The organism is Rhizobium sullae, assembly GCF_900169785.1.
GTDB classification, from domain to species: Bacteria; Pseudomonadota; Alphaproteobacteria; order Rhizobiales; family Rhizobiaceae; genus Rhizobium; species Rhizobium sullae.
Genome location: NZ_FWER01000006.1, coordinates 106,081 through 124,986 on the forward strand (window position 1 = coordinate 106,081; position 18,906 = coordinate 124,986).

General features: G+C 57.3%; 15 protein-coding genes. All 15 read left to right on the forward strand.

The features are described 5' to 3' along the window. Window positions 1-439 precede the first annotated feature (439 nt). On the forward strand, window positions 440-1,861 hold the full coding sequence (locus tag BN1800_RS07695) for a glutamate-1-semialdehyde 2,1-aminomutase (protein ID WP_086996193.1): 1,422 nt from the start codon (window positions 440-442) through the stop codon (window positions 1,859-1,861). 156 nt (window positions 1,862-2,017) lie between these two features. Beyond that, window positions 2,018-3,256 carry a class I SAM-dependent methyltransferase gene (locus BN1800_RS07700; protein WP_086996196.1) on the forward strand — a complete coding sequence of 413 codons (1,239 nt, stop codon included), beginning with the start codon at window positions 2,018-2,020 and terminating at the stop codon, window positions 3,254-3,256. Window positions 3,257-3,297: 41 nt separating this feature from the next. Beyond that, window positions 3,298-4,563 carry a DUF4910 domain-containing protein gene (locus BN1800_RS07705; RefSeq protein WP_086996276.1) on the forward strand — a complete coding sequence of 422 codons (1,266 nt, stop codon included), beginning with the start codon at window positions 3,298-3,300 and terminating at the stop codon, window positions 4,561-4,563. A 4-nt stretch (window positions 4,564-4,567) separates the two neighbouring features. Further along, complete coding sequence (locus BN1800_RS07710) at window positions 4,568-5,299, forward strand: SDR family NAD(P)-dependent oxidoreductase (RefSeq protein ID WP_037142763.1); 732 nt, start codon at window positions 4,568-4,570, stop codon at window positions 5,297-5,299. A 452-nt stretch (window positions 5,300-5,751) separates the two neighbouring features. Next, on the forward strand, window positions 5,752-6,621 hold the full coding sequence (exoK, locus tag BN1800_RS07715; RefSeq protein WP_084606553.1) for an endo-1,3-1,4-beta-glycanase ExoK: 870 nt from the start codon (window positions 5,752-5,754) through the stop codon (window positions 6,619-6,621). Beyond that, the gene (locus BN1800_RS41310; RefSeq protein WP_051336694.1) at window positions 6,621-7,805 is read left to right on the forward strand and encodes a glycosyltransferase; all 1,185 of its coding nucleotides are present in this window, start codon (window positions 6,621-6,623) and stop codon (window positions 7,803-7,805) included. The genes exoK and BN1800_RS41310 overlap by 1 nt, the downstream gene beginning before the upstream one ends. An 11-nt stretch (window positions 7,806-7,816) precedes the next feature. Then, window positions 7,817-8,815: a glycosyltransferase family 2 protein gene (locus BN1800_RS41315; protein ID WP_179213761.1), complete on the forward strand. Its 999-nt coding sequence runs from the start codon at window positions 7,817-7,819 to the stop codon at window positions 8,813-8,815. Next, window positions 8,812-9,756: a glycosyltransferase family 2 protein gene (locus BN1800_RS07725; protein ID WP_086996198.1), complete on the forward strand. Its 945-nt coding sequence runs from the start codon at window positions 8,812-8,814 to the stop codon at window positions 9,754-9,756. Before BN1800_RS41315 ends, BN1800_RS07725 begins: the two co-directional genes overlap by 4 nt. Then, window positions 9,746-10,717 carry a glycosyltransferase family 2 protein gene (locus tag BN1800_RS07730; protein WP_037142769.1) on the forward strand — a complete coding sequence of 324 codons (972 nt, stop codon included), beginning with the start codon at window positions 9,746-9,748 and terminating at the stop codon, window positions 10,715-10,717. The genes BN1800_RS07725 and BN1800_RS07730 overlap by 11 nt, the downstream gene beginning before the upstream one ends. Then, complete coding sequence (locus BN1800_RS07735; protein WP_244564464.1) at window positions 10,714-13,104, forward strand: GNVR domain-containing protein; 2,391 nt, start codon at window positions 10,714-10,716, stop codon at window positions 13,102-13,104. The genes BN1800_RS07730 and BN1800_RS07735 overlap by 4 nt, the downstream gene beginning before the upstream one ends. A gap of 110 nt (window positions 13,105-13,214) precedes the next feature. Continuing rightward, window positions 13,215-14,327, forward strand: a complete 1,113-nt coding sequence (locus BN1800_RS07740) for an NAD-dependent epimerase/dehydratase family protein (protein ID WP_086996201.1) — start codon at window positions 13,215-13,217, stop codon at window positions 14,325-14,327. A gap of 71 nt (window positions 14,328-14,398) precedes the next feature. Next, window positions 14,399-15,175 (forward strand): glucose-1-phosphate cytidylyltransferase, encoded by a 777-nt coding sequence (gene rfbF, locus BN1800_RS07745; protein WP_086996205.1) that lies wholly within the window; start codon window positions 14,399-14,401, stop codon window positions 15,173-15,175. Window positions 15,176-15,420: 245 nt separating this feature from the next. Further along, entirely contained in the window at window positions 15,421-16,107 is a 687-nt protein-coding gene (locus tag BN1800_RS07750; RefSeq protein WP_425298971.1) for a sugar transferase, read from the forward strand. A 40-nt stretch (window positions 16,108-16,147) separates the two neighbouring features. After that, window positions 16,148-17,437 (forward strand): polysaccharide biosynthesis/export family protein, encoded by a 1,290-nt coding sequence (locus tag BN1800_RS07755; RefSeq protein WP_027511655.1) that lies wholly within the window; start codon window positions 16,148-16,150, stop codon window positions 17,435-17,437. 22 nt (window positions 17,438-17,459) lie between these two features. Beyond that, window positions 17,460-18,758 carry an O-antigen ligase family protein gene (locus BN1800_RS07760; RefSeq protein WP_086996209.1) on the forward strand — a complete coding sequence of 433 codons (1,299 nt, stop codon included), beginning with the start codon at window positions 17,460-17,462 and terminating at the stop codon, window positions 18,756-18,758. Window positions 18,759-18,906: the final 148 nt, after the last annotated feature.

Consider the following 18,906-nt stretch of genomic DNA (forward strand, 5'->3'; position numbering starts at 1 on the left):
ATCTCGAAGGAATCTGGCTGCGACTGCATGCTCGTCTGGCGCAATGCACCGGATCACCAAGTACCAAATGCACAAAATACACCAGATTAAATCTGATATTAACACCTCATTAATTCTTATTTACATGCTGTTTCTTTAATGATAACTCTAGTAACAGTAGCAGTGGAGTATAGTGTACTTGCGTGTATCCTGTGCGTACCCGACAAACTTGAAATCCAGCAATCTCTGCACGATTTCGATTTTGCGCCCGTTGCAATATATGCGGCTGGCTCAACAGTTTTTCAGAGAAGACTTCAGCGACTTTGATCTCTCAAGGTTTTGTCTTCCCGCGCTTGGGACATCCCACGGTCACCCCTCCCGCTCAGCCATTTCAAAGCGTCGTTAAACACGTCCGCCCCTTGCAACGGCATACGACGTGTTTTCGGAGGGGGAAAGAACAGTGACCAGCCTCATTAGCAACTTCGAGAACTCGAAAGAGTTGCGTCAGCTCGCCAGAAGGTTGATTCCAGGAGGCGCCCATACTTACGCAAAGGGCGACGATCAGTATCCGGTCTTATCGCCGGGCTTCATCGCCCGGGGGCACGGCGCTTATGTCTTTGACGTTGACGGCAACAAATACATCGAGTTTGGCATGGGAAACCGCGCAGTCTCCCTTGGCCATGCCTACCCGAAGGTCTTGCGCGCTGTCGAGCGGGAGTTGAAGAATGGTGCGAACTTCACCCGGCCGGCAGTCATCGAGGTAGATTGCGCATCGAGCTTCCTTGAGACGATCCAAGGCGCCGAAATGGTCAAATTCTGTAAGGATGGCTCACATGCAACCTCTGGCGCCATCCGGCTGGCGAGAGCCATCACCGGCCGTGACCTTGTTGCCCGATGCGCCGATCACCCATTTTTTTCGACCGACGACTGGTTCATCGGCACAACGCCCATGAACGCCGGCATCCCGAAAGCTGTACGGGATATGACGCTATCGTTTAACTACAATGAAATTGACAGTGCCAAAGCACTGTTTGAGCAACATCCCGGAAAGATCGCGGCTCTCATCCTTGAGCCATCGAAAGGCGAGTCGCCAAGGGATAATTTCCTGCACCGCCTTCGTGATCTTTGTCATGCCAATGGAGCACTTTTCATCCTTGACGAGATGATAACCGGATTCCGGTGGCACCGGAACGGAGCCCAGGCTCTTTACGATATCCAACCAGATCTATCCTGCTTCGGCAAAGCGATGGGCAATGGCTTTGCGATCTCCGCGCTTGCGGGAAAGCGCGAATTCATGGAGCTTGGAGGTATCGATCAGCGCGAGAAGCCACGCGTTTTCCTGCTGTCGACCACCCATGGAGCTGAAACGCACGCCATGGCGGCGGCAATTGCAACGATGAAGATTTATCGTGAAGAGCCGGTGATCGAGCATCTTTTTGAAAAGGGCGAGGCGCTTCGAGAAGGTATTACGCAGCTCGCCGGCAGCCATGGGATTGGCAATCATTTCAGTGTCTTCGGACTGGCAAGTAACCTCGTTTACGCAACGCTTGATGAGGACGGCCGTCCCTCCCAAGCCTTCCGCACGCTGTTCCTGCAGGAATTGATCAAGCGCGGCGTTCTCGCTCCATCCTTCGTTGTCAGTTACACGCACGGCGACCCCGAGATTGCCAAGACGCTCGATGCTGTTGACGGTGCGCTTTGCATTTATCGCAAGGCCCTTGAGGACGGTGTGTCCAATTATCTGGTCGGCCGGCCATCCGACGTGGTGTTCCGCGCCACGAACCGCCTGACAACCCTGCCTGACGGTGCTCCCGCGCTGGTTCCTGAATTAAATCGTCGCGTCAAACGGCGCGAGACGAGCTTTGCCACTGCCGGCCGGTAGGGAGGTTTAACGGTGCTTCACCACTTATCGAGGAGCCTCGAAGTCGCGGTCATGTTTGGTGCTCGTTGTTGTGCTGCGAACAGATCTGCAAACGTCAACCATATGTTTCAGACCACGTACTCTTCACCACATCGTTTCGTCTAGGGGGCGAAAATCATGACTTCCTTCAACTGCCGGTTCTGCAACACCACACTCACTCAGACAGTCGTCGACCTTGGCGCGTCACCGCTTGCAAACTCCTATATCGCCATCGACAAAACGCAGGATCCCGAACCGTTCTTTTCACTCCATGCTTTCGTCTGCGACGAATGCTTCTTGGTCCAGGTGCCTCCCATGGCGCCGCGGGAAGACATTTTCGACAGCGAATATGCCTATTTCTCCTCCTACTCGGCCTCGGTACTGAGCCATGCCCGCGAATATGTTGACCAGATGGTCGAGCGGTTTCATTTCGACACCGGCCATCAGGTGATCGAAATTGCCAGCAACGACGGCTACCTTTTAAAGAACTTCAAGGAACGCGGCGTTCCGGTGCTCGGCATCGAGCCCTGTGCCAATGTCGCGGCCGTCGCGTTAGAGGCCGGCATCCCGAGCAGGGTGCAGTTTTTCGGTGTCGAGACGGCACGGCAGCTGGTTGGCGACGGCCTCACGGCTGACCTTCTGATTGGCAACAACGTGCTGGCGCATGTCCCCAACATCAACGATTTCGTTGCCGGCATCAAAATCGTGTTATCGGCAACCGGCATCGTAACAATCGAATTTCCGCATCTCATGAAGATGCTGGAGCTCAATTACTACGATACGATCTATCATGAGCACTATTCGTACCTGTCGCTCTACAGTGTCGAGAAAATCTTTGCCCATCACGGCTTGACGATCTTCGACGTCGATGAGATCCGTCCACAAGGGGGATCGTTGCGCATTTATGCCCGTCACGCCGAAGATCAAAGCCAGCCAGTGTCGGTGCGTGTCGGTGAACTGCGCGCGCGCGAAATTGAAGGCGGCGTCAATTCTATCCAACGCTACGCCAAATTTTCCGAGCAGGTTCACCGCACCAAGCGCGATCTGTTGCGCTTTCTGATCGATGCGAAAGAGAGCAAAAAGACCGTTGTCGCCTATGGCGCTCCGGCAAAGGGCAACACGCTTTTGAATTTCTGCGGCGTTGGCACGGATCTCATCGAATATACTGTCGATGTCAGCCCTCATAAGCAAAACCACTTGCTTCCGGGGACCCGCATCCCGATCCACGCACCACAAAAGATTGAGGAAACCAAGCCCGATTACGTCCTGATCCTTCCCTGGAACATCAAGGATGAGATCATCAGCCAGATGTCGGCGGTCAAAGACTTGCGCAGCCGGTTTGTCGTTCCGCTTCCTAATGTCGAGGTCGTTGCTTGAGCGCCGTCAGCGCGCCCGACAAGGAGCCTGCCGGCGCGCGGATGTATGCCCTCATTGAGCGGCTTTATCCGATCTGTCGCAGCATCACCGGTCCGGGCATCGTCGAGACACTGGAGATTATCAGGCAGGAAATTCCGGTTAAGATTCATCGTATCGCAAGCGGCACAGAGATCTTCGACTGGACGGTCCCGCAGGAATGGAGCATCCGCGATGCCTATGTGAAGGACGAGAAGGGCAATCGCGTCATCGACTTCAAGGCAAGCAATCTGCACGTCGTCAACTATTCACGACCGATCCGCGCGACATTGCCGCTTGAGGCGCTGAAGCCTCATCTGCATACCGACCCTGGCCATCCCGCTTGGATACCTTACCGGACGAGCTACTACAAGGAGGACTGGGGCTTCTGCCTGTCCCAGAACGCCCTCGAGGCGATGAGCGAAGGATCCTACGAGGTCCTGATAGACTCAACACTTTCAGACGGCGAACTCCTGTGGGGCGAGTGCTTCATCCCCGGCTCCACAACCGACGAAATCATTATCTCGACGCACATCTGCCATCCGTCGCTTGCCAACGACAATCTGTCCGGCATCGCCGTGTGTGTCGAGCTTGCTAAGCTTTTGATGGCGTCACAGCGGCGCTATTCCGTGCGGTTGCTCTTCATTCCGGGCACGATCGGTTCAATTGCCTGGCTTTCGATGAACCGCGAGCGGCTGTCGCGCATCAAACATGGTCTCGTCGCCGTCAACCTCGGTGACCCTGGCATGCTGCATTATAAGAAAAGTCGCCACGAGACGGCCGAGATCGATCGGGTGGTGGAGCATGTGCTGACGGCAGCGGGGCAAGCCCATTCGATTATGGCTTTTTCTCCCTATGGCTATGACGAACGGCAGTTCAGTTCGCCTGGCATCAACCTTCCCTTCGGCTGTCTGTCGCGCACACCCTACGGACAGTTTGCCGAATACCATACGTCGGCCGACAATCTTGATTTCATCAAGCCGGAAGCGCTTGCCCACTCGTTCGAGACCTACGTCTGCGTGCTCGGCACACTGGACCGCAACCGAGCTTTCCTGAACCTTTCGCCGATGTGCGAACCGCAGCTTGGAAAGCGGGGGCTCTACGATGCCGTTGGCGGCAAGTCGGACACGAAGACGCGTCAGATGGCCCTACTCTGGGTTCTAAACTACTCGGACGGCAAACATGATCTCCTCGACATCGCCAGAAAATCGGGTCTAGCATTTGATTTGATCGCCGATGCCGCGGATCTTCTGCTCGGCCATGATCTGCTTGCACCGGTGGAGAGGGACTAAGATCATGGAAAAACCTCTTCAGGGGCGCGTGGCAGTGGTGACCGGGGCAGCGAGCGGTATCGGGCAAGCGATCGTTTCAGCCTTTGGTGCAGCCGGCGTGACAGTTCATGCTCTAACCCGCGGCGGCGTCCCGCAGTCGTCGCTCAGCAATGGAGCATCAATCAGTTGGCATCATGTCGATCTTGCTGATGACAGGGCGATCGCCGAATTCGTCGCCCGTTTGCGGGTGACTGATCGCGGCATTGATTACCTGGTGCACAGTGCTGGCGTCTTTCGTTCGGGCCCGGTTGCGCAAAGCCCAGCGGAAGAACTCGATGACGTCTGGCGCGTCAATCTGCGTGCGCCATATGTTCTGACGCAGCTTTTGCTCCCGGCGCTGACCAGACAGAAGGGTTATATCGCATTCATCAACTCGAGCGTGTGGCTGAATCCGAGAATGGAGCTCGCTGCTTACACGATGAGCAAATATGCCCTGAAGGCCTTTGCCGACGTGCTGAGAGCCGAGATCAATGGCCAGGATGTGCGCGTCCTCAGCATCTTTCCCGGGAAGACAGCAACGGCGATGCAGGAAACCATCCATGATGCGAGAGCGCTTTCGTACCAAGCGGACGAGCTACTGCAGCCGGAATCGGTGGCAGCGAACCTGATCACAGCCTTGTCGATGCCATCCTCCTGCGAAGTCACGGAGATTTTCATGCGGCCGGCACGACCGGCACCACCGACCTTCAACGGCTAGATATTGGTTGCCGCCACCTGCGGAGCCAGTGCGATAGAGCACGTGTGCTCCTGACGGACAGCCCTGCCTGCCCTCTCCAGCGTTCGGAATGCCTATCTGTATCATTATGAAACGACAGAAGCTGAAATTTGTCCGAGCGTTAATCTGCGGCGTTAAATCAAGCTTTTAGCTACTAGATTCGTTAATTTTTGGTTGCCTCTTTGCCAATTCTGAAATAACGTCCATACAAATACTGCTACGCCGTTCTAGGGATGCCTGTATATACGACCGCTACCAATTAAACGCGGTCGAGATACGCAACATCGGCGTTGGACTTCTGGCCGGATAACTCTGCGATGGTGGCACCGCGCGTTTATTCTGTCTGTAAAGGAAAATCAAAAAGTATAGCCTGACATCTTTAGTGCCAACGTCGCCGTGTCATTTGTTTCTCGTACTCGCTTCGGGCTGCTATTATGAATTTCGATCAACCTTCACATGTTAACCGTGCGGTTAGCGGTCAGGATTTCAGTTGCATTTGCCGGCGGGTCTTTTCGCTGATCTTGCTGACGTGCTGGCTTGCCCCTAACGTCCAGGCTGCGGACGGGCGCCCTGGAGCATCCTTCTTCGAGAGCTTTGATCGGCTCGATTCCAACTTCTGGTATATTTCAGACGGCTGGACGAACGGTGATCATCAAAACTGCATCTGGTCGGCGCGAATGATCAAGATTGCCGACGGCTTTGCGTCGCTGATGCTCGCAAAGGACGCGGCCGATCAGAAGACCCTCCTTTGCGCAGAACTCCAGACGAAGCAGCGCTACGGCTTTGGCACCTATGAGGCACGGATAAAGTCGGCGACCGGGTCGGGCCTTAACTCGGCATTTTTCTCCTATATCGGCCCTGCCGACCATGAGGAGCACGACGAGATCGATTTCGAGGTGCTGGGTAAGGACAGTGCTACTGTCCAAGTCAACCAGTATGTGAAAGCGAAGGGCGGCAACGAAAGGCTGGTTTCGCTAGCTGGCCCGGCCGACGAGGCGTTCAACCACTTCGCCTTCATCTGGGAGCCCTCGAGACTCCGGTTCTTCGTCAACGGCGTCCTCGTCAACGAGGTCACCGATAAGCTCCGTATTCCGACGGAACGGCAGAAGATCTTCTTTAGCCTGTGGGGAACCGATACGCTTACAGGCTGGATGGGCCCCTTTGCCTACAAAGGACCGACTATCATGCAGGTCGACTGGGTGAGCTTTACTGCTGCAGGCGAAAGATGCCTGTTTGCAGGCTCCCTGACCTGCGATCGGACCATCACCGTCAGCGCCCCTGCCAAGACGCAGGAGAACCTTTGATGCCGCGCGTGCTTTACCTCGTCCATGACCTGTCGGATCCGGCAGTTCGCCGGCGCCTGATCATGCTGACACGCGGCGGCGCGACGGTTGACCTTGCAGGCTTTGCGCGGACGAAGATCCCAGGCGATATCGAAGGCATCAATCCGGTCAATCTCGGCAAGACGGCCGACGGCCGCTTTGTCCAGCGCTCCTGGGCTGTTCTCAAAGCGATGGCAAGGCTGCGTTCTGTTCTTGCAGGCGCCAGCAAACCGGACGTTATCGTCGCCCGCAATCTCGAAACGCTGGCACTGGCAAACCGCGCCAACCGTTATTTCGGCGGGTCCGTGCCAATCGTTTACGAGTGCCTCGATATTCACAGGCTTCTCATCGGAATGGGTCCTGTCGGGCGCTCGATGCGATTAGCCGAACGTTGGTTTGGCCGAAGCGTCACCGCGATCGTCACCAGTTCGCCAGCCTTCAAGAGCAACTATTTCGATGTGCAGTCTTTTCTGAAGGTCCCGGTCGTGATCGTCGAGAACAAGGTCGTCCCGCCTCCAAGGGAGGGCCTTCTTCCCGTTCCGCAAAAGCTCGAAGGCCGGCCATGGCGCATAGGCTGGTTTGGCGCGCTGCGTTGCAGAAAATCGTTGAAGCTGCTTGCGCGCTTCTCAAGGATGGCGAACGGCAGGTTCGAGATCGTTCTGCGCGGCCGGCCGGCTTACAGGGAATTTAGCGACTTCGACGCCTTCGTGGAGAACGAACCCTTCATGCGTTTTTGTGGTCCCTACCGAAACCCGGAGGACCTCGGTGCAATTTACGGCGAGGTCGACTTTGCCTGGGCGGCCGATTTTTTCGAGGAGGGTCTCAATTCCAAGTGGCTGTTACCGAACCGGCTTTACGAAGGATGCCTGTACGGAGCAGTACCGATTGCCGTTCAAGGCACCGAGACGGCTGAGGCACTTCGGCGCAACAATATCGGCCTGATCTTGTCCGATGCCACGCCCTTTGCGCTTAGCATGGCGATGGAGGGCCTGGACGTTCAGCGCTTTAAGCGCCTGAAATCCGCGATTGCCGCATGCGATCGGCGCAACTGGGCGATCGATGAGGCAGACTGCAAGGACTTGGTCGCCTGGCTCGCCGGCTTGGCGCCTGCCGGGCCTCGCAAAACTTCAGATCGCCTTCCGATCAATTCGTCATTTGCCATATAGGGTTGAACGCGATGAATAAGCACGTATGTCCAGAAGATTGCTGCTTGATCGTCATTCCATGCCTTGACGAGCGAAACTATATTGGTGCGCTTCTGAGCGCCCTGAGCATGGAGCTCCAGGCTCCGGACTGGCGCATCGTGGTGGCCGATGGCGGCAGCAAGGACGGTTCACAGGATATCATCAATGCCGCCTCCGCCATCGATCCGCGCATCATCTTCCTTGACAATCCGAAGCGCCTGCAAAGTGCGGCGATCAATCTTGCAGTGGCACGCTACGGCCGTGATTTTGAATATTTTGTGCGCATGGACGCGCATGGTGAATATCCGAAGGGTTATTGCCAACGACTAATTGCCGATGCCGAGATGACCGGCGCCGCCTCCGTCGTCGTCGCCTTGGAAACGACCGGTTTCAACGCGATCCAGAAAGCAGCCGCGATTGCCCAGAACTCCAAGATCGGTAACGGCGGTTCTGCGCATCGCAACCTGTCGACGGGCGGCTACGTCGACCATGGCCACCACGCATTGATGCACGTCGGGACCTTTCTCGCCGTCGGCGGATATGACGAGACCTTTTCCCACAATGAGGATGCCGAGCTCGACTTCCGCTTGAGGAAGGCTGGCTACAAGATCTGGATCAGCGGCACGACATGCATGGTCTATCATCCGCGCGCAAGCGTTGCTGCACTGTTTCGTCAATATCTCAATTACGGCCGCGGGCGGGCGCGCAATATCCGCAAACACAAGACCATGCCGGCTTTACGCCAAATGCTGCCGCTAACAGTCGCGCCCGCCGTTGCTGGCACCGTGCTCGCGCTGTTTTACTGGGCTGCGATCGTTCCAGCTTTCGTCTGGGCGTTCACCTGTGTCGGCTATGGCTTTTATCTTCGCGTACGTCAGCAGATGCCACACGGACCATTGGCCGGATTGATTGCAATGGTCATGCATATGGCGTGGTCAACCGGCTTCTGGCTTGAGATGCTGTCGCTTCGGCCAAAAAGGAGCGTCTCATGAGCCAGCCGCTTCTCGTCGAAATTGCCGTCTGCACATACCGGCGGAGCTCGCTCAGCCACACGCTGGCCTCGATTGCGGCGATTGCCGTGCCTGAGCAGGCCGTCCTTCGCATCATCGTCGCCGACAACGATGTTGAAGAAAGCGCCAGAGATGCAGTCGAGGCCATCAGGGCCAAGATTGTGCATCAGGTGATTTACCTTCATTGCCCTGCCGGCAACATATCGATTGCCCGCAATGCCTGCCTCGATCGGGCGACAGGCGACTATTTGGCCTTTGTCGACGACGACGAGCTAGTCACGCCAGGCTGGCTCACGGCACTGCTGGCCACCGCCAAACAGACCAATGCAGCAGCCGTGCTCGGTCCTGTGTCGGCGCGCTACGGCAAGGATGCTCCTGCGTTCATGGTCGAAGGCGATTTCCACTCGACGAAACCGGTTTTCGTCAATGGCGAGATCAAGACGGGATACACCTGCAATCTGCTGCTCGACAGGAACGCCGAAGCCTTCCGCGACCGGAGCTTTGACCTGGCGCTTGGTCGCTGCGGCGGCGAGGACACGGCATTCCTTGCCGACCTCCACGCGACCGGCGGCAAGATCGCATTTGCGGATAAGGCACTGGTCATCGAACCGGTTGCCGAGGAACGCGCCTCAATCGGATGGCTCGCCGGGCGCCGGTTCCGCTCCGGGCAGAGCCATGCACGCGTCCTGCGCACGACGGCAGCCGCACCTGGTTTGGCACTGCAGATCGTGCTTGCCGCACTGAAGGCGCTGGTCTGCTTTGCCGTAAGCCTTTTCTTATGGTTCCTGCCTGTCGACCGTTGGCGCTATGTCTTGAGAGGAATTCTGCATCTCGGAGTCGTTGCCGGTCTGCTTGGCGTCCGTGAAGCGATGCATTACGGCGGGCCGGTTCCAGCCGCAAGGAGCAATCCCCATGTTGCCTGACGTCCCGGACATCTCCTACATCGTTGCTGCCTACAACGCCGCAGGCACGGTCGCACGCGCCATTGAAAGCGTGCTTGCCCAGGAGGGTGTCGATGTCGAGGTGATTGTTGCCGACGACTGCTCGGTCGATGAGACGGCTCACATCGTGCGCTCCTACGGCAGCGAAAAGGTGCGGCTCGTCAGCCTGCCGGATAATCGCGGACCTGGCGGCGCCCGCAATGCGGCGATCGCAGATGCGAGAGGCAGATGGATCGGGATTGTCGATGCCGACGACGAGATCCTGCCTCAAAGGACGAAACGGCTCCTCACGTGCGCCGATGTCCCGGCCGTCGACGCCGTCGTCGATAACCTCGTCATCAAGTCGGAGGGCAAGGAGCGGCTTCTGCACCGCACGGCCGATCTAGCACGGCTCGGGAACTTGAGCCTTGCTCATTTCATCGACCACAACATGCTCTTTGCCGGGCGCTTCAATCTTGGCTACCTGAAGCCACTCATTCGCCGCGACTTTATTCGGGCAAACGGCATTGCTTATGACGATCAGCTGCGCATCGGCGAGGACTATCTGTTCCTCGCAAGGACGCTGTCGCGCGGCGCATATTGCATCGTTGAGCCGGAGGCAGGATACCTCTACCATTCCGCCAAGGGCTCGATCTCGCACGTCATGAACCTGAACGACGTCGAAGCCATGATTCGGGCGGATCGTGATTTTCTGGCTACCTTCCCGGTGGATGCCGCAGCCCGCGCAGCACAACTCAGAAGAATTAAGAATCTTGAGGAGGCGGCTGCTTTTCTGACCCTCGTTGATCATATCAAACAGCGTTCTGTTGCGGATGCTGTGAAGGACGTCCTGCGCAATCCGGCAGCAGCCCGTCATCTCAAGATGCCGATCACGGCACGTCTCAAGCGAGCGATGGTGGCGCTGCAGACACCGAGTTCGGCCTTTAGACGGGTGTCGCAATGAACGAGTTCATGGGCAAGGCAAAGATGATGCAGGAGGCAGTACGCCCCTATCTCGGTCAGCCGGGCACGGCCAAGCACGCTGAGGTCGGCGGGGAGAAGTTCATCGACGTCGAACACCTGATGCAGATCGCCAGGCGCCAGGCAAAGCTCGTGGCCCTTTTCGCGGCCATTGGACTACTGCTCGGTGTTACCCGGCTGGTGTTTGCAACCTATTATTATACGGCAGGCACCAGCGTCCTGATCGATGACAATCTGAGCCGGTTTGCTGGCGACGTTTCGCCGGCGCCTGCAAACATGGAATCTGACAAGAAGATCATGAGCCAGGTGGCGATCTTGAGGTCAAGCTCGCTTGCGGCAAAGGTGGTCGACAAACAGCAGCTTTACGAAAAGCACGAATTCATCAATCCTCCGGTCTCGGTCACCCAGGAGATCAAGGGCCTTGCCAAAATGACGATGGACCTGTTTGCCGGCAAGGGCATGGAGATGGCAAATACCGATAGCCTCGACGCGCGCAGAGGTACTGCCGTGGCAGTTCTCATGGAAAATCTGAGGGTCGAGCAGCAGCCGCAGAGCTTCGTGATCGACCTCTATTATACATCGACCGACCCGGCCTTGTCGGCGCAGATCGCTAACGCCTATGCCGAGGCCTACCTGTCAGACAAGCTCGATGCTAATTTCGACGCTTCGCAAAGGGCAACGGTCTGGTTGCGCGCTCGGCTGACCGATCTGAAGGAGCAGTCGCAGGAAGCGGCCCTGAAGGTCGAGCGCTACCGCGCCGAAAACGGCCTTACCTCAGCAAAAGGTGCGCTCTTGTCGGAAGAACAGCTCTCCGACATCAGTGGTCAATACATCCTGGCCCAAGCGGACAGCGCCAAGGCGCTTGCGCTCTACAACCAGTATAAGGCAATCGTCGCCGCCGGCCAGCAGACTGCGGTCGACAATGCCGCAACCGTCTCCGAGCAGGAAGGCTCGACGGTCATTTCGACACTCAGAACGCACTATCTGAACGTCATCAAGCGGACCCAGGATATCGAGCGCCGTTTCGGTCCCGAACATCCGCAAGCAATCCTGCTGCGTAAGGAGCAGGACGACGTAGGGCGGCAGATATTCCTTGAGCTCAAGCAGATGACGGAAAGCTACCGCAATCAATATGAGGTCGCGGTCTCGCGGGAGGCATCGCTGAAGGAGGGTCTGTCGAAGATCACTGGACAAACCTCGGCCGCGAACGAATCGCTCGTGCAATTGAAGGATCTGGAACGCAACGCCGAAGCCATCAGCGACCTCTACAAGACCTATCTGACGAAATATCAGGAAACGGCCCAGAACCAGTCGTTCCCGATATCAGAAGCGCGCGTCATCTCGCCTGCCTCGCCGCCGGTCGATGCATCCAGTCCGAAGCGCACGTTGACGCTTGGCGGCTCGCTGATACTCGGTGCGATCTTCGGTATCGGTCTTGGCCTGTGGCGCGAGGTTAGGGAGGGTACATTCCGCCTTGGCGAGCAATTGACGACGCTCGGCCTGAAGTTCTTGGGTTACCTGCCGCCGATCCCAGGGGCCACGCGTCCCTCTCCCGATGACGAAAGGAGGCTGATCGCCAATCCCGATGTCGAAACGATGCGGTTTGCGGTCAAATCGGGCGGCTCCAAATTTACCGAGACCATACGGCATGCAAAGATCGTGACCGACACGATGCTTGGCAGCCAGAACTGCAAAGTGATCGGCGTCGTCTCGGTGTTGCCAGGCGAAGGCAAGACGACGGTCGCGGCAAATTTCGCGACACTCGTGGCATCCAGCCCAGCGAAGGTGCTGATGATCGATGCCGATCTCAGACGCGGTTCGCTGACGCAGGGTCTTGGCATCCCGTTTGAAACCGGCTGGACAGAGGCATTGGCTGGGACAATCAGATGGCAAGACACTCTGGTTGTCGATCCGCAGACGGGTACAAGCCTTCTCGCGACACCGCGCCAGGCGAAGGTCTTCAACACGAGCGAGCTGATCTCGGGGCCCTCCATGGCAACTGTGTTGGAAGAAGCCCGGTCCATGTTCGACTATATAATCGTCGATCTTCCACCGATCGGGCCGGTCTTTGATGCCAAGGCTTTTGAGCCCTTGGCCGATGGATTCCTGCTCGTGTCGGAATGGGGGGGCACGCCGCGGGCCCTTTTGAAGTCAACACTTGAACAGGAACCAGCGATCGCCGCGAAAGTGCTGGGCGTTGTGCTCAACAAGGCCGATCAGGAGAAACTTTCAACCTACGGCGGGCTTGGCAGTTCCGAAAAGCTCTTTTCCCGATATGCGAGTTACTACCTCGAGCATGGCGAGCCGATCATGAAGGCGAGAGGTCGCCGACAGCGAAAGGCGCGCGCGCAGCTATCGAAGGAGCTCTAACTAGACACGCAAGAAGCACTGATCCGATGCAACGTTGGTCGTGAAGCAACACCCCCTAGTTTGCACCATGTCCATTTTCAATGACAGTCACCAGTTCCGGAGCGTTTGAAATGAAGATCTTAATCACAGGAAACATGGGCTACGTCGGGCCCGCTGTCGTCTCTCACCTGCGCCGTGAGATGCCTGATTGCATGCTTGTTGGCGTCGATACTGGCCTTTTCGCGCATTGCCTGACCCAAGCAAGCCTGCCCGAGCGTTTGCTTAACAGTCAGGTCTTTGCCGATGTCCGCGACCTGCCTGCCGAGCTATTCGAGGGCGTCGATGCAGTGGTGCATCTGGCGGCCGTTTCCAATGACCCGATGGGCGGCCGCTTTGAGACGGTGACGGACGAGATTAACCATCGTGCCACGCTGAGAACGGCCGAACTCGCCGCCGGGATGGGCGTAAAGAGCTTTGTCTTTGCCTCCAGCTGCTCCATGTACGGATTTGCCGAGGGCGGCGCGCGCACCGAGTCAGATGAGCTCAATCCTCTAACCGCCTATTCGCGCTCGAAGGTCGCCGCCGAGACCGGGCTTGGCGAGATCGCCCGCCACAGCCAGATGACGGTCAGCGCTCTGCGCTTTTCGACCGCCTGTGGCTTTTCCGGGCGCACGCGGCTCGATCTCGTGCTCAACGATTTTGTGGCCTCGGCGCTGAAGACCGGGCGGGTTTCGGTCCTCTCTGACGGCACGCCCTGGCGGCCGCTCATTCATGTCAACGACATGGCAAGGGCGATCGAATGGGCGCTGCTCAGGCAGGATGGGGGGAATTTTCTGGCCGTCAATGTCGGTTCCGAGGACTGGAACTATCAGGTCCGCGAACTCGCGGAGGCCGTCGCCGCCTCGATTCCGGGGACTGTGGTCGAAATCAACAAGGACGCTCCACCGGACCGGCGTTCCTATCGGGTTAATTTCGATCTCTACCGGAGCTTGGCACCGGCTCATCAGCCGGAAGTAACACTTGCAGGCGCTATTGCTGATCTGAAGACCGGGCTTGATGCGGCGGGTTTGAAGGATCCCGATTACCGCTCTTCGCAACTCGTGCGGCTGAACGTGCTTACGCGGGCGATCGACGGCGGTAGTCTTGGTGCCGACCTGCGTTACACGGCCAATCCGGCCGCCGCTACTTTCAGTCCCGGCTTCAAGGACCTCGCGCTTCGGACGCGCGAAGCCATGCCTGGCTGAACCGGATCATGTGACACAGCTACTTTAGCGCCGCATAGCGCGGGCAACCATTCAAAATGACGAGGGACGCAATGAAAGTTGTCATATTTGCAGGAGGCTACGGGAGCCGCCTTTCGGAGGAAACGACGCTTCGGCCAAAGCCTATGGTCGAGATCGGCGGACGGCCGATCATCTGGCATATCATGAAAATCTATTCGCATTACGGCTTCAACGACTTCGTTGTGCTTGCCGGTTACAAGGCGGATTACATCAAGGACTACTTCATCAACTATGCGATGATAAACAGCGACTTCACGGTCGACCTAGCGACAGGCGAATTCAAGTGGCTGCGCCGCGCGTTGGAGCCGTGGAAGGTCACCGTGCTCGATACCGGACTAAACACGATGACGGGCGGACGGTTGAGGCGCGCGCGCGACGTCATTGGCGATAGGCGCTTCCTTCTGACCTACGGCGACGGTGTCTCCGATACCGATATCGCCGCGACCATTGAGCTTCATGAGACGAACGGAAACTGGATCACGCTGACCGCCGTCAGCCAGCCGGGCCGCTATGGCGCGCTTGGCCTGTCGGACGACGGTCAGCGTGTCCATGCCTTCCGCGAAAAGCGCATTGGCGATGGCGGTCTGATCAACGGCGGCTTCTTTGTCTGCGAGCCTGATGTCTTCGACCTCATCGACGGTGATGACACCGTCTGGGAAGAGGGCCCGATGGACAGAGCGCTTCACATGGGCAAGGTTGGCTCGCACTGGCACCAGGGCTTCTGGCAAAGCATGGATTCGCTGCGCGACAAGATGGTCCTCGAAAAGGCCTGGGAGAGCGGCAAGGCGCCGTGGAAACTCTGGACCTGACACCGGGGTAAACCGAACCGCTGAGTAGCGGCATAGCGCCTATGTGATTTGGCGCACCCGAACCAGACTTGAATAATATCCTCTATGCGATTCGTGGAATATCGCCTGGGAACTGCGCGAGCGACAGGTACAATCTGTATCATAATGATACATCAAGTATATTTCGACTACCACTTGCGCTTTTCTATTGATTTTTTAAAGGTTTTTGTTACTAGTTTCTTAACGATATGCTTTCGGAGAGCTTCATGATGAAGCATGATGTCGACTTGACCGATGCCTCTATTTTCCCGCACTACGCCCAGCGGCGACCCGTGAGGCCAATAGGCGGGCTGCGAAAAAGGGTGTTTGACGTTGTCGGCTCCCTCGTTCTGCTTGTCCTGTTTTCCCCACTCTTCTTGCTGATCGCGATCGCCGTAAAGCTTGATGACCGCGGACCCGTTCTTTTCGGTCATCAGCGCATTGGCCATAACGGAAGGTCATTCCGTTGCCTGAAATTCCGAACCATGGTCACCGACAGCAATGCGCGGCTTGCTGCCTATCTGGCCGAAAATCCCGCCGCCCTTGCCGAATGGGCAACGACCCGCAAGCTGCGCCACGACATCAGGGTAACCACCACCGGAAAGGTGCTGCGGAAACTCAGTCTCGACGAGTTACCACAACTGCTCAATGTCCTGCGCGGCGATATGAGTCTGGTTGGCCCTCGTCCAATCATGGGCGAAGAAATGGCTCTTTACGGTGATCGCGGCAATCACTACCTCCGCTCGCGTCCGGGTCTCACCGGCAAGTGGCAGGTGAGCGGGAGAAGCGACACGACCTACGAGGAACGCATCCAACTCGACAGCCAGTATGTTGAGCACTGGTCCTTCGTCGGCGATATCTGGATCATTCTGAAGACCGTGCCGGTTGTCCTGCTCGCGCGGGGTGCCTGCTAGCACGCCGACGCCTTTGCCAGGCGAGGATAAGGAAAGAACTATGAGGTCAATTCGTCAGCTCTCTCCTGCCGCGCGTAACGCCATTTGCGCGCTGCCACGGCTGTGCCTTGCAACACTTGCCGCAGTCGTCTTTCTTGTTCATCTGGCGTTTCTGTCGCCTGCGCACGCTGATCCCTATAAGCTTGGAATCATGGACAAGCTGTCCGTCCGAGTGGTCGAGTGGCAGACTGCCGAGGGGCAGTTTCGCGAGTGGCCGAGTATTACCGGCGAATACATCGTGGGTCCGAACGGCGATCTGGCTCTGCCTTTTACGGGCGAGTTGAAAGTAGCCGGCCGGTCGACCTCGGAGGTGGCGCGCGAGATCGCCCGCAGCCTTCAGGAGCGTTTCGGGCTTCCCGATCCGCCGGAAGCTTCGGTTGAGATTCTCGAATTCCGGCCGATTTTCGTAGCTGGAGAAGTCCACACGCCCGGCAAATATCCCTACGATCCGGAAATGACGGTCCTGAAGGCAATCAGTCTTGCCGGCGGCATGCGTCGCGGGCTGGACGAAGGTCAGCGTTTCGAACGCGACTTCATCAATGCCAAGGGCAGCTACGAGGTACTTGTTGCCGAGCGCGCCCGTCTGATGGCGAAGAAAGCGCGACTTGCCTCCGAGGAGGCCGGTGAGGAGAAGATTGCGATTCCAGAGGACCTTGCCGCCATCCCGCAATCGCAAACGCTGGTCGAGGATGAAATGGCAATCATGGAAACGAACCGCAATGCGTTCGACCTTCGCCTCAAAGGGCTCGATGAGCTGCAAACCCTTTATGGCAACGAAATCACCTCGCTCAGCAAGAAAGTCGACAACCAGGCCCGGCAGGTGGACCTTTACAAGAAGGAGCTCGAAAGGACCGCCAAGCTCGTTAATCAGGGTCTGGCCGTCAGCTCCCGGGCGCTGGGGCTCGAGACAACGCTTGCCGATACCCAGAGCAACCTGCTCGACCTCGACGCTGCCACACTGCGCGCCAAGCAGGAAATGAACAAGGCCGCACTCGACACGATCGACTTGAAGAACGAGCGCAAATCGAAGATTGCGCTCGATATGCAGGAAACCAAGTCGCAGCTGGACGAAAATGCGCTGCAGCTTCAGATGTACCGGCAACTGATGGCCGAGTCGCTGGTGAATGCGCCAACGGCCTCGCAACTGACCGGAAGTGACGCTGTCAAGCTCGTCAGCTATTCGATCGTTCGAACAGTCGCAAGCAAGATCCAGGAGATTCCAGCAACTGAGACGACGCCAGTGCAGCCGGGAGACTTGGTCAAGGTCAGCGTCATCAACGAAAAATCATAGGACTAGGGCTCGGCAGGTTGGCATGCGTATCAGTATCAACGCTTTCTTATCGCCTGAACGGAACACGCCCTTTGCGATCTTTGCGATGGTCGCGACGATGTTTTTTATCGCCTATGCGCAGGTGTTTGGCTCCGTCTTCATTCTGTTGTTCTATGTGGTGTGGCTGCCTCTTCTTGCCATGGATCCGCGCGCAGTCATCGGCGATCCACGGCCTCTCTACTGGATTGTTGCCTTTTCCATCTTTGCCTGCCTATCCTTTTTCTGGTCTGCGGTTCCGGGGCTCAGCCTGCGCGGCGGGCTACAATACTTTTCAACGATTGTCTGCGCGTTGGTTGCCGCACGGGTCGTGCCCGTCAAGGCGATGATTTTGGGCATGAGCCTCGGCGCGTCGCTGGTGCTGCTCTACTCGCTGTTGTTTGGGCACTTCAGCTACGATCCTCTTGATGGTGTCTACAGCTTCATCGGCGCGTTCGCATCGAAGAACCAACTCGGCATGTTTGCCGCGCTCGGCGTCTTTGCCTCCTTCTCGCTGGTCTTCATTCTGCAGGTGCAGACGATGTGGCGCATCCTGGCCCTGATGTCGGGCGCCTTCGGCGCCTTTTCGCTCCACGCGGCCCAGTCTGCGACCTCCACGATCACGATCGCCGCAACGATTGCCGCAACAGTCGCTGCGGTCTTCTTGAAGCAGTTCTCACCGCGGCATCGGATGGTCCTCTTCCTGTCGATCGTTCCGACAGCAGCCGTCGCCCTGTTGATTGCACTGAGTGCCGGGCTGTTCGGAGCGATCCTCGGCATCTTCGGCAAGGATGCGACATTGACAGGGCGGACGTATCTTTGGCAGCGCGGCCTCGAGATCGCCCATGAACAACCTGTCTTCGGCATCGGTTTCCAGGGTTTCTGGGTCCAGGGTTTTTCTCAACCGGAGGTCTTGTGGCAGCAGTTCTATATTGCCTCGCGTACGGGCTTTCACTTTCATAATACCTACATCGAGACCATGGTCGAACTTGGCTATATCGGACTTGTCCTGCTCGGCACCATCATCCTTGGCCTCCTCGCTGGTTATATCAGACGCCTCCTGTCGTCAGGCGCGCGAAACGAGGATGTCGTGCTCTTCGGTCTCATCATACTGTTCGTCAGTCGCTCCTTCTTCGAAGTCGATTTTCTTAATCAATACACGATCGGATCCTTCCTCATCTACTACTGCGCCGGTGCACTCGCGAAACCGGTCGCGGGAACGGCAGGCAATGCCTTGGTGGAGTATTATCCTCAATTCGCCGACAGCGAAGGTTTTCATGTGCCTCGCCGCGGCGGTCTCGGGTGACCCATGATGATGATGATGATGACCTGTCCAAGGTCAACCACGGCTGATGCCGAACCCTCGTCAGATAAGCTCAAATAGCCTTTGCAAAGGAATGTTTCCAAGGTCTTTGATAGTCAGCTATACAGAGAATCGACAGTATCGCAATAAT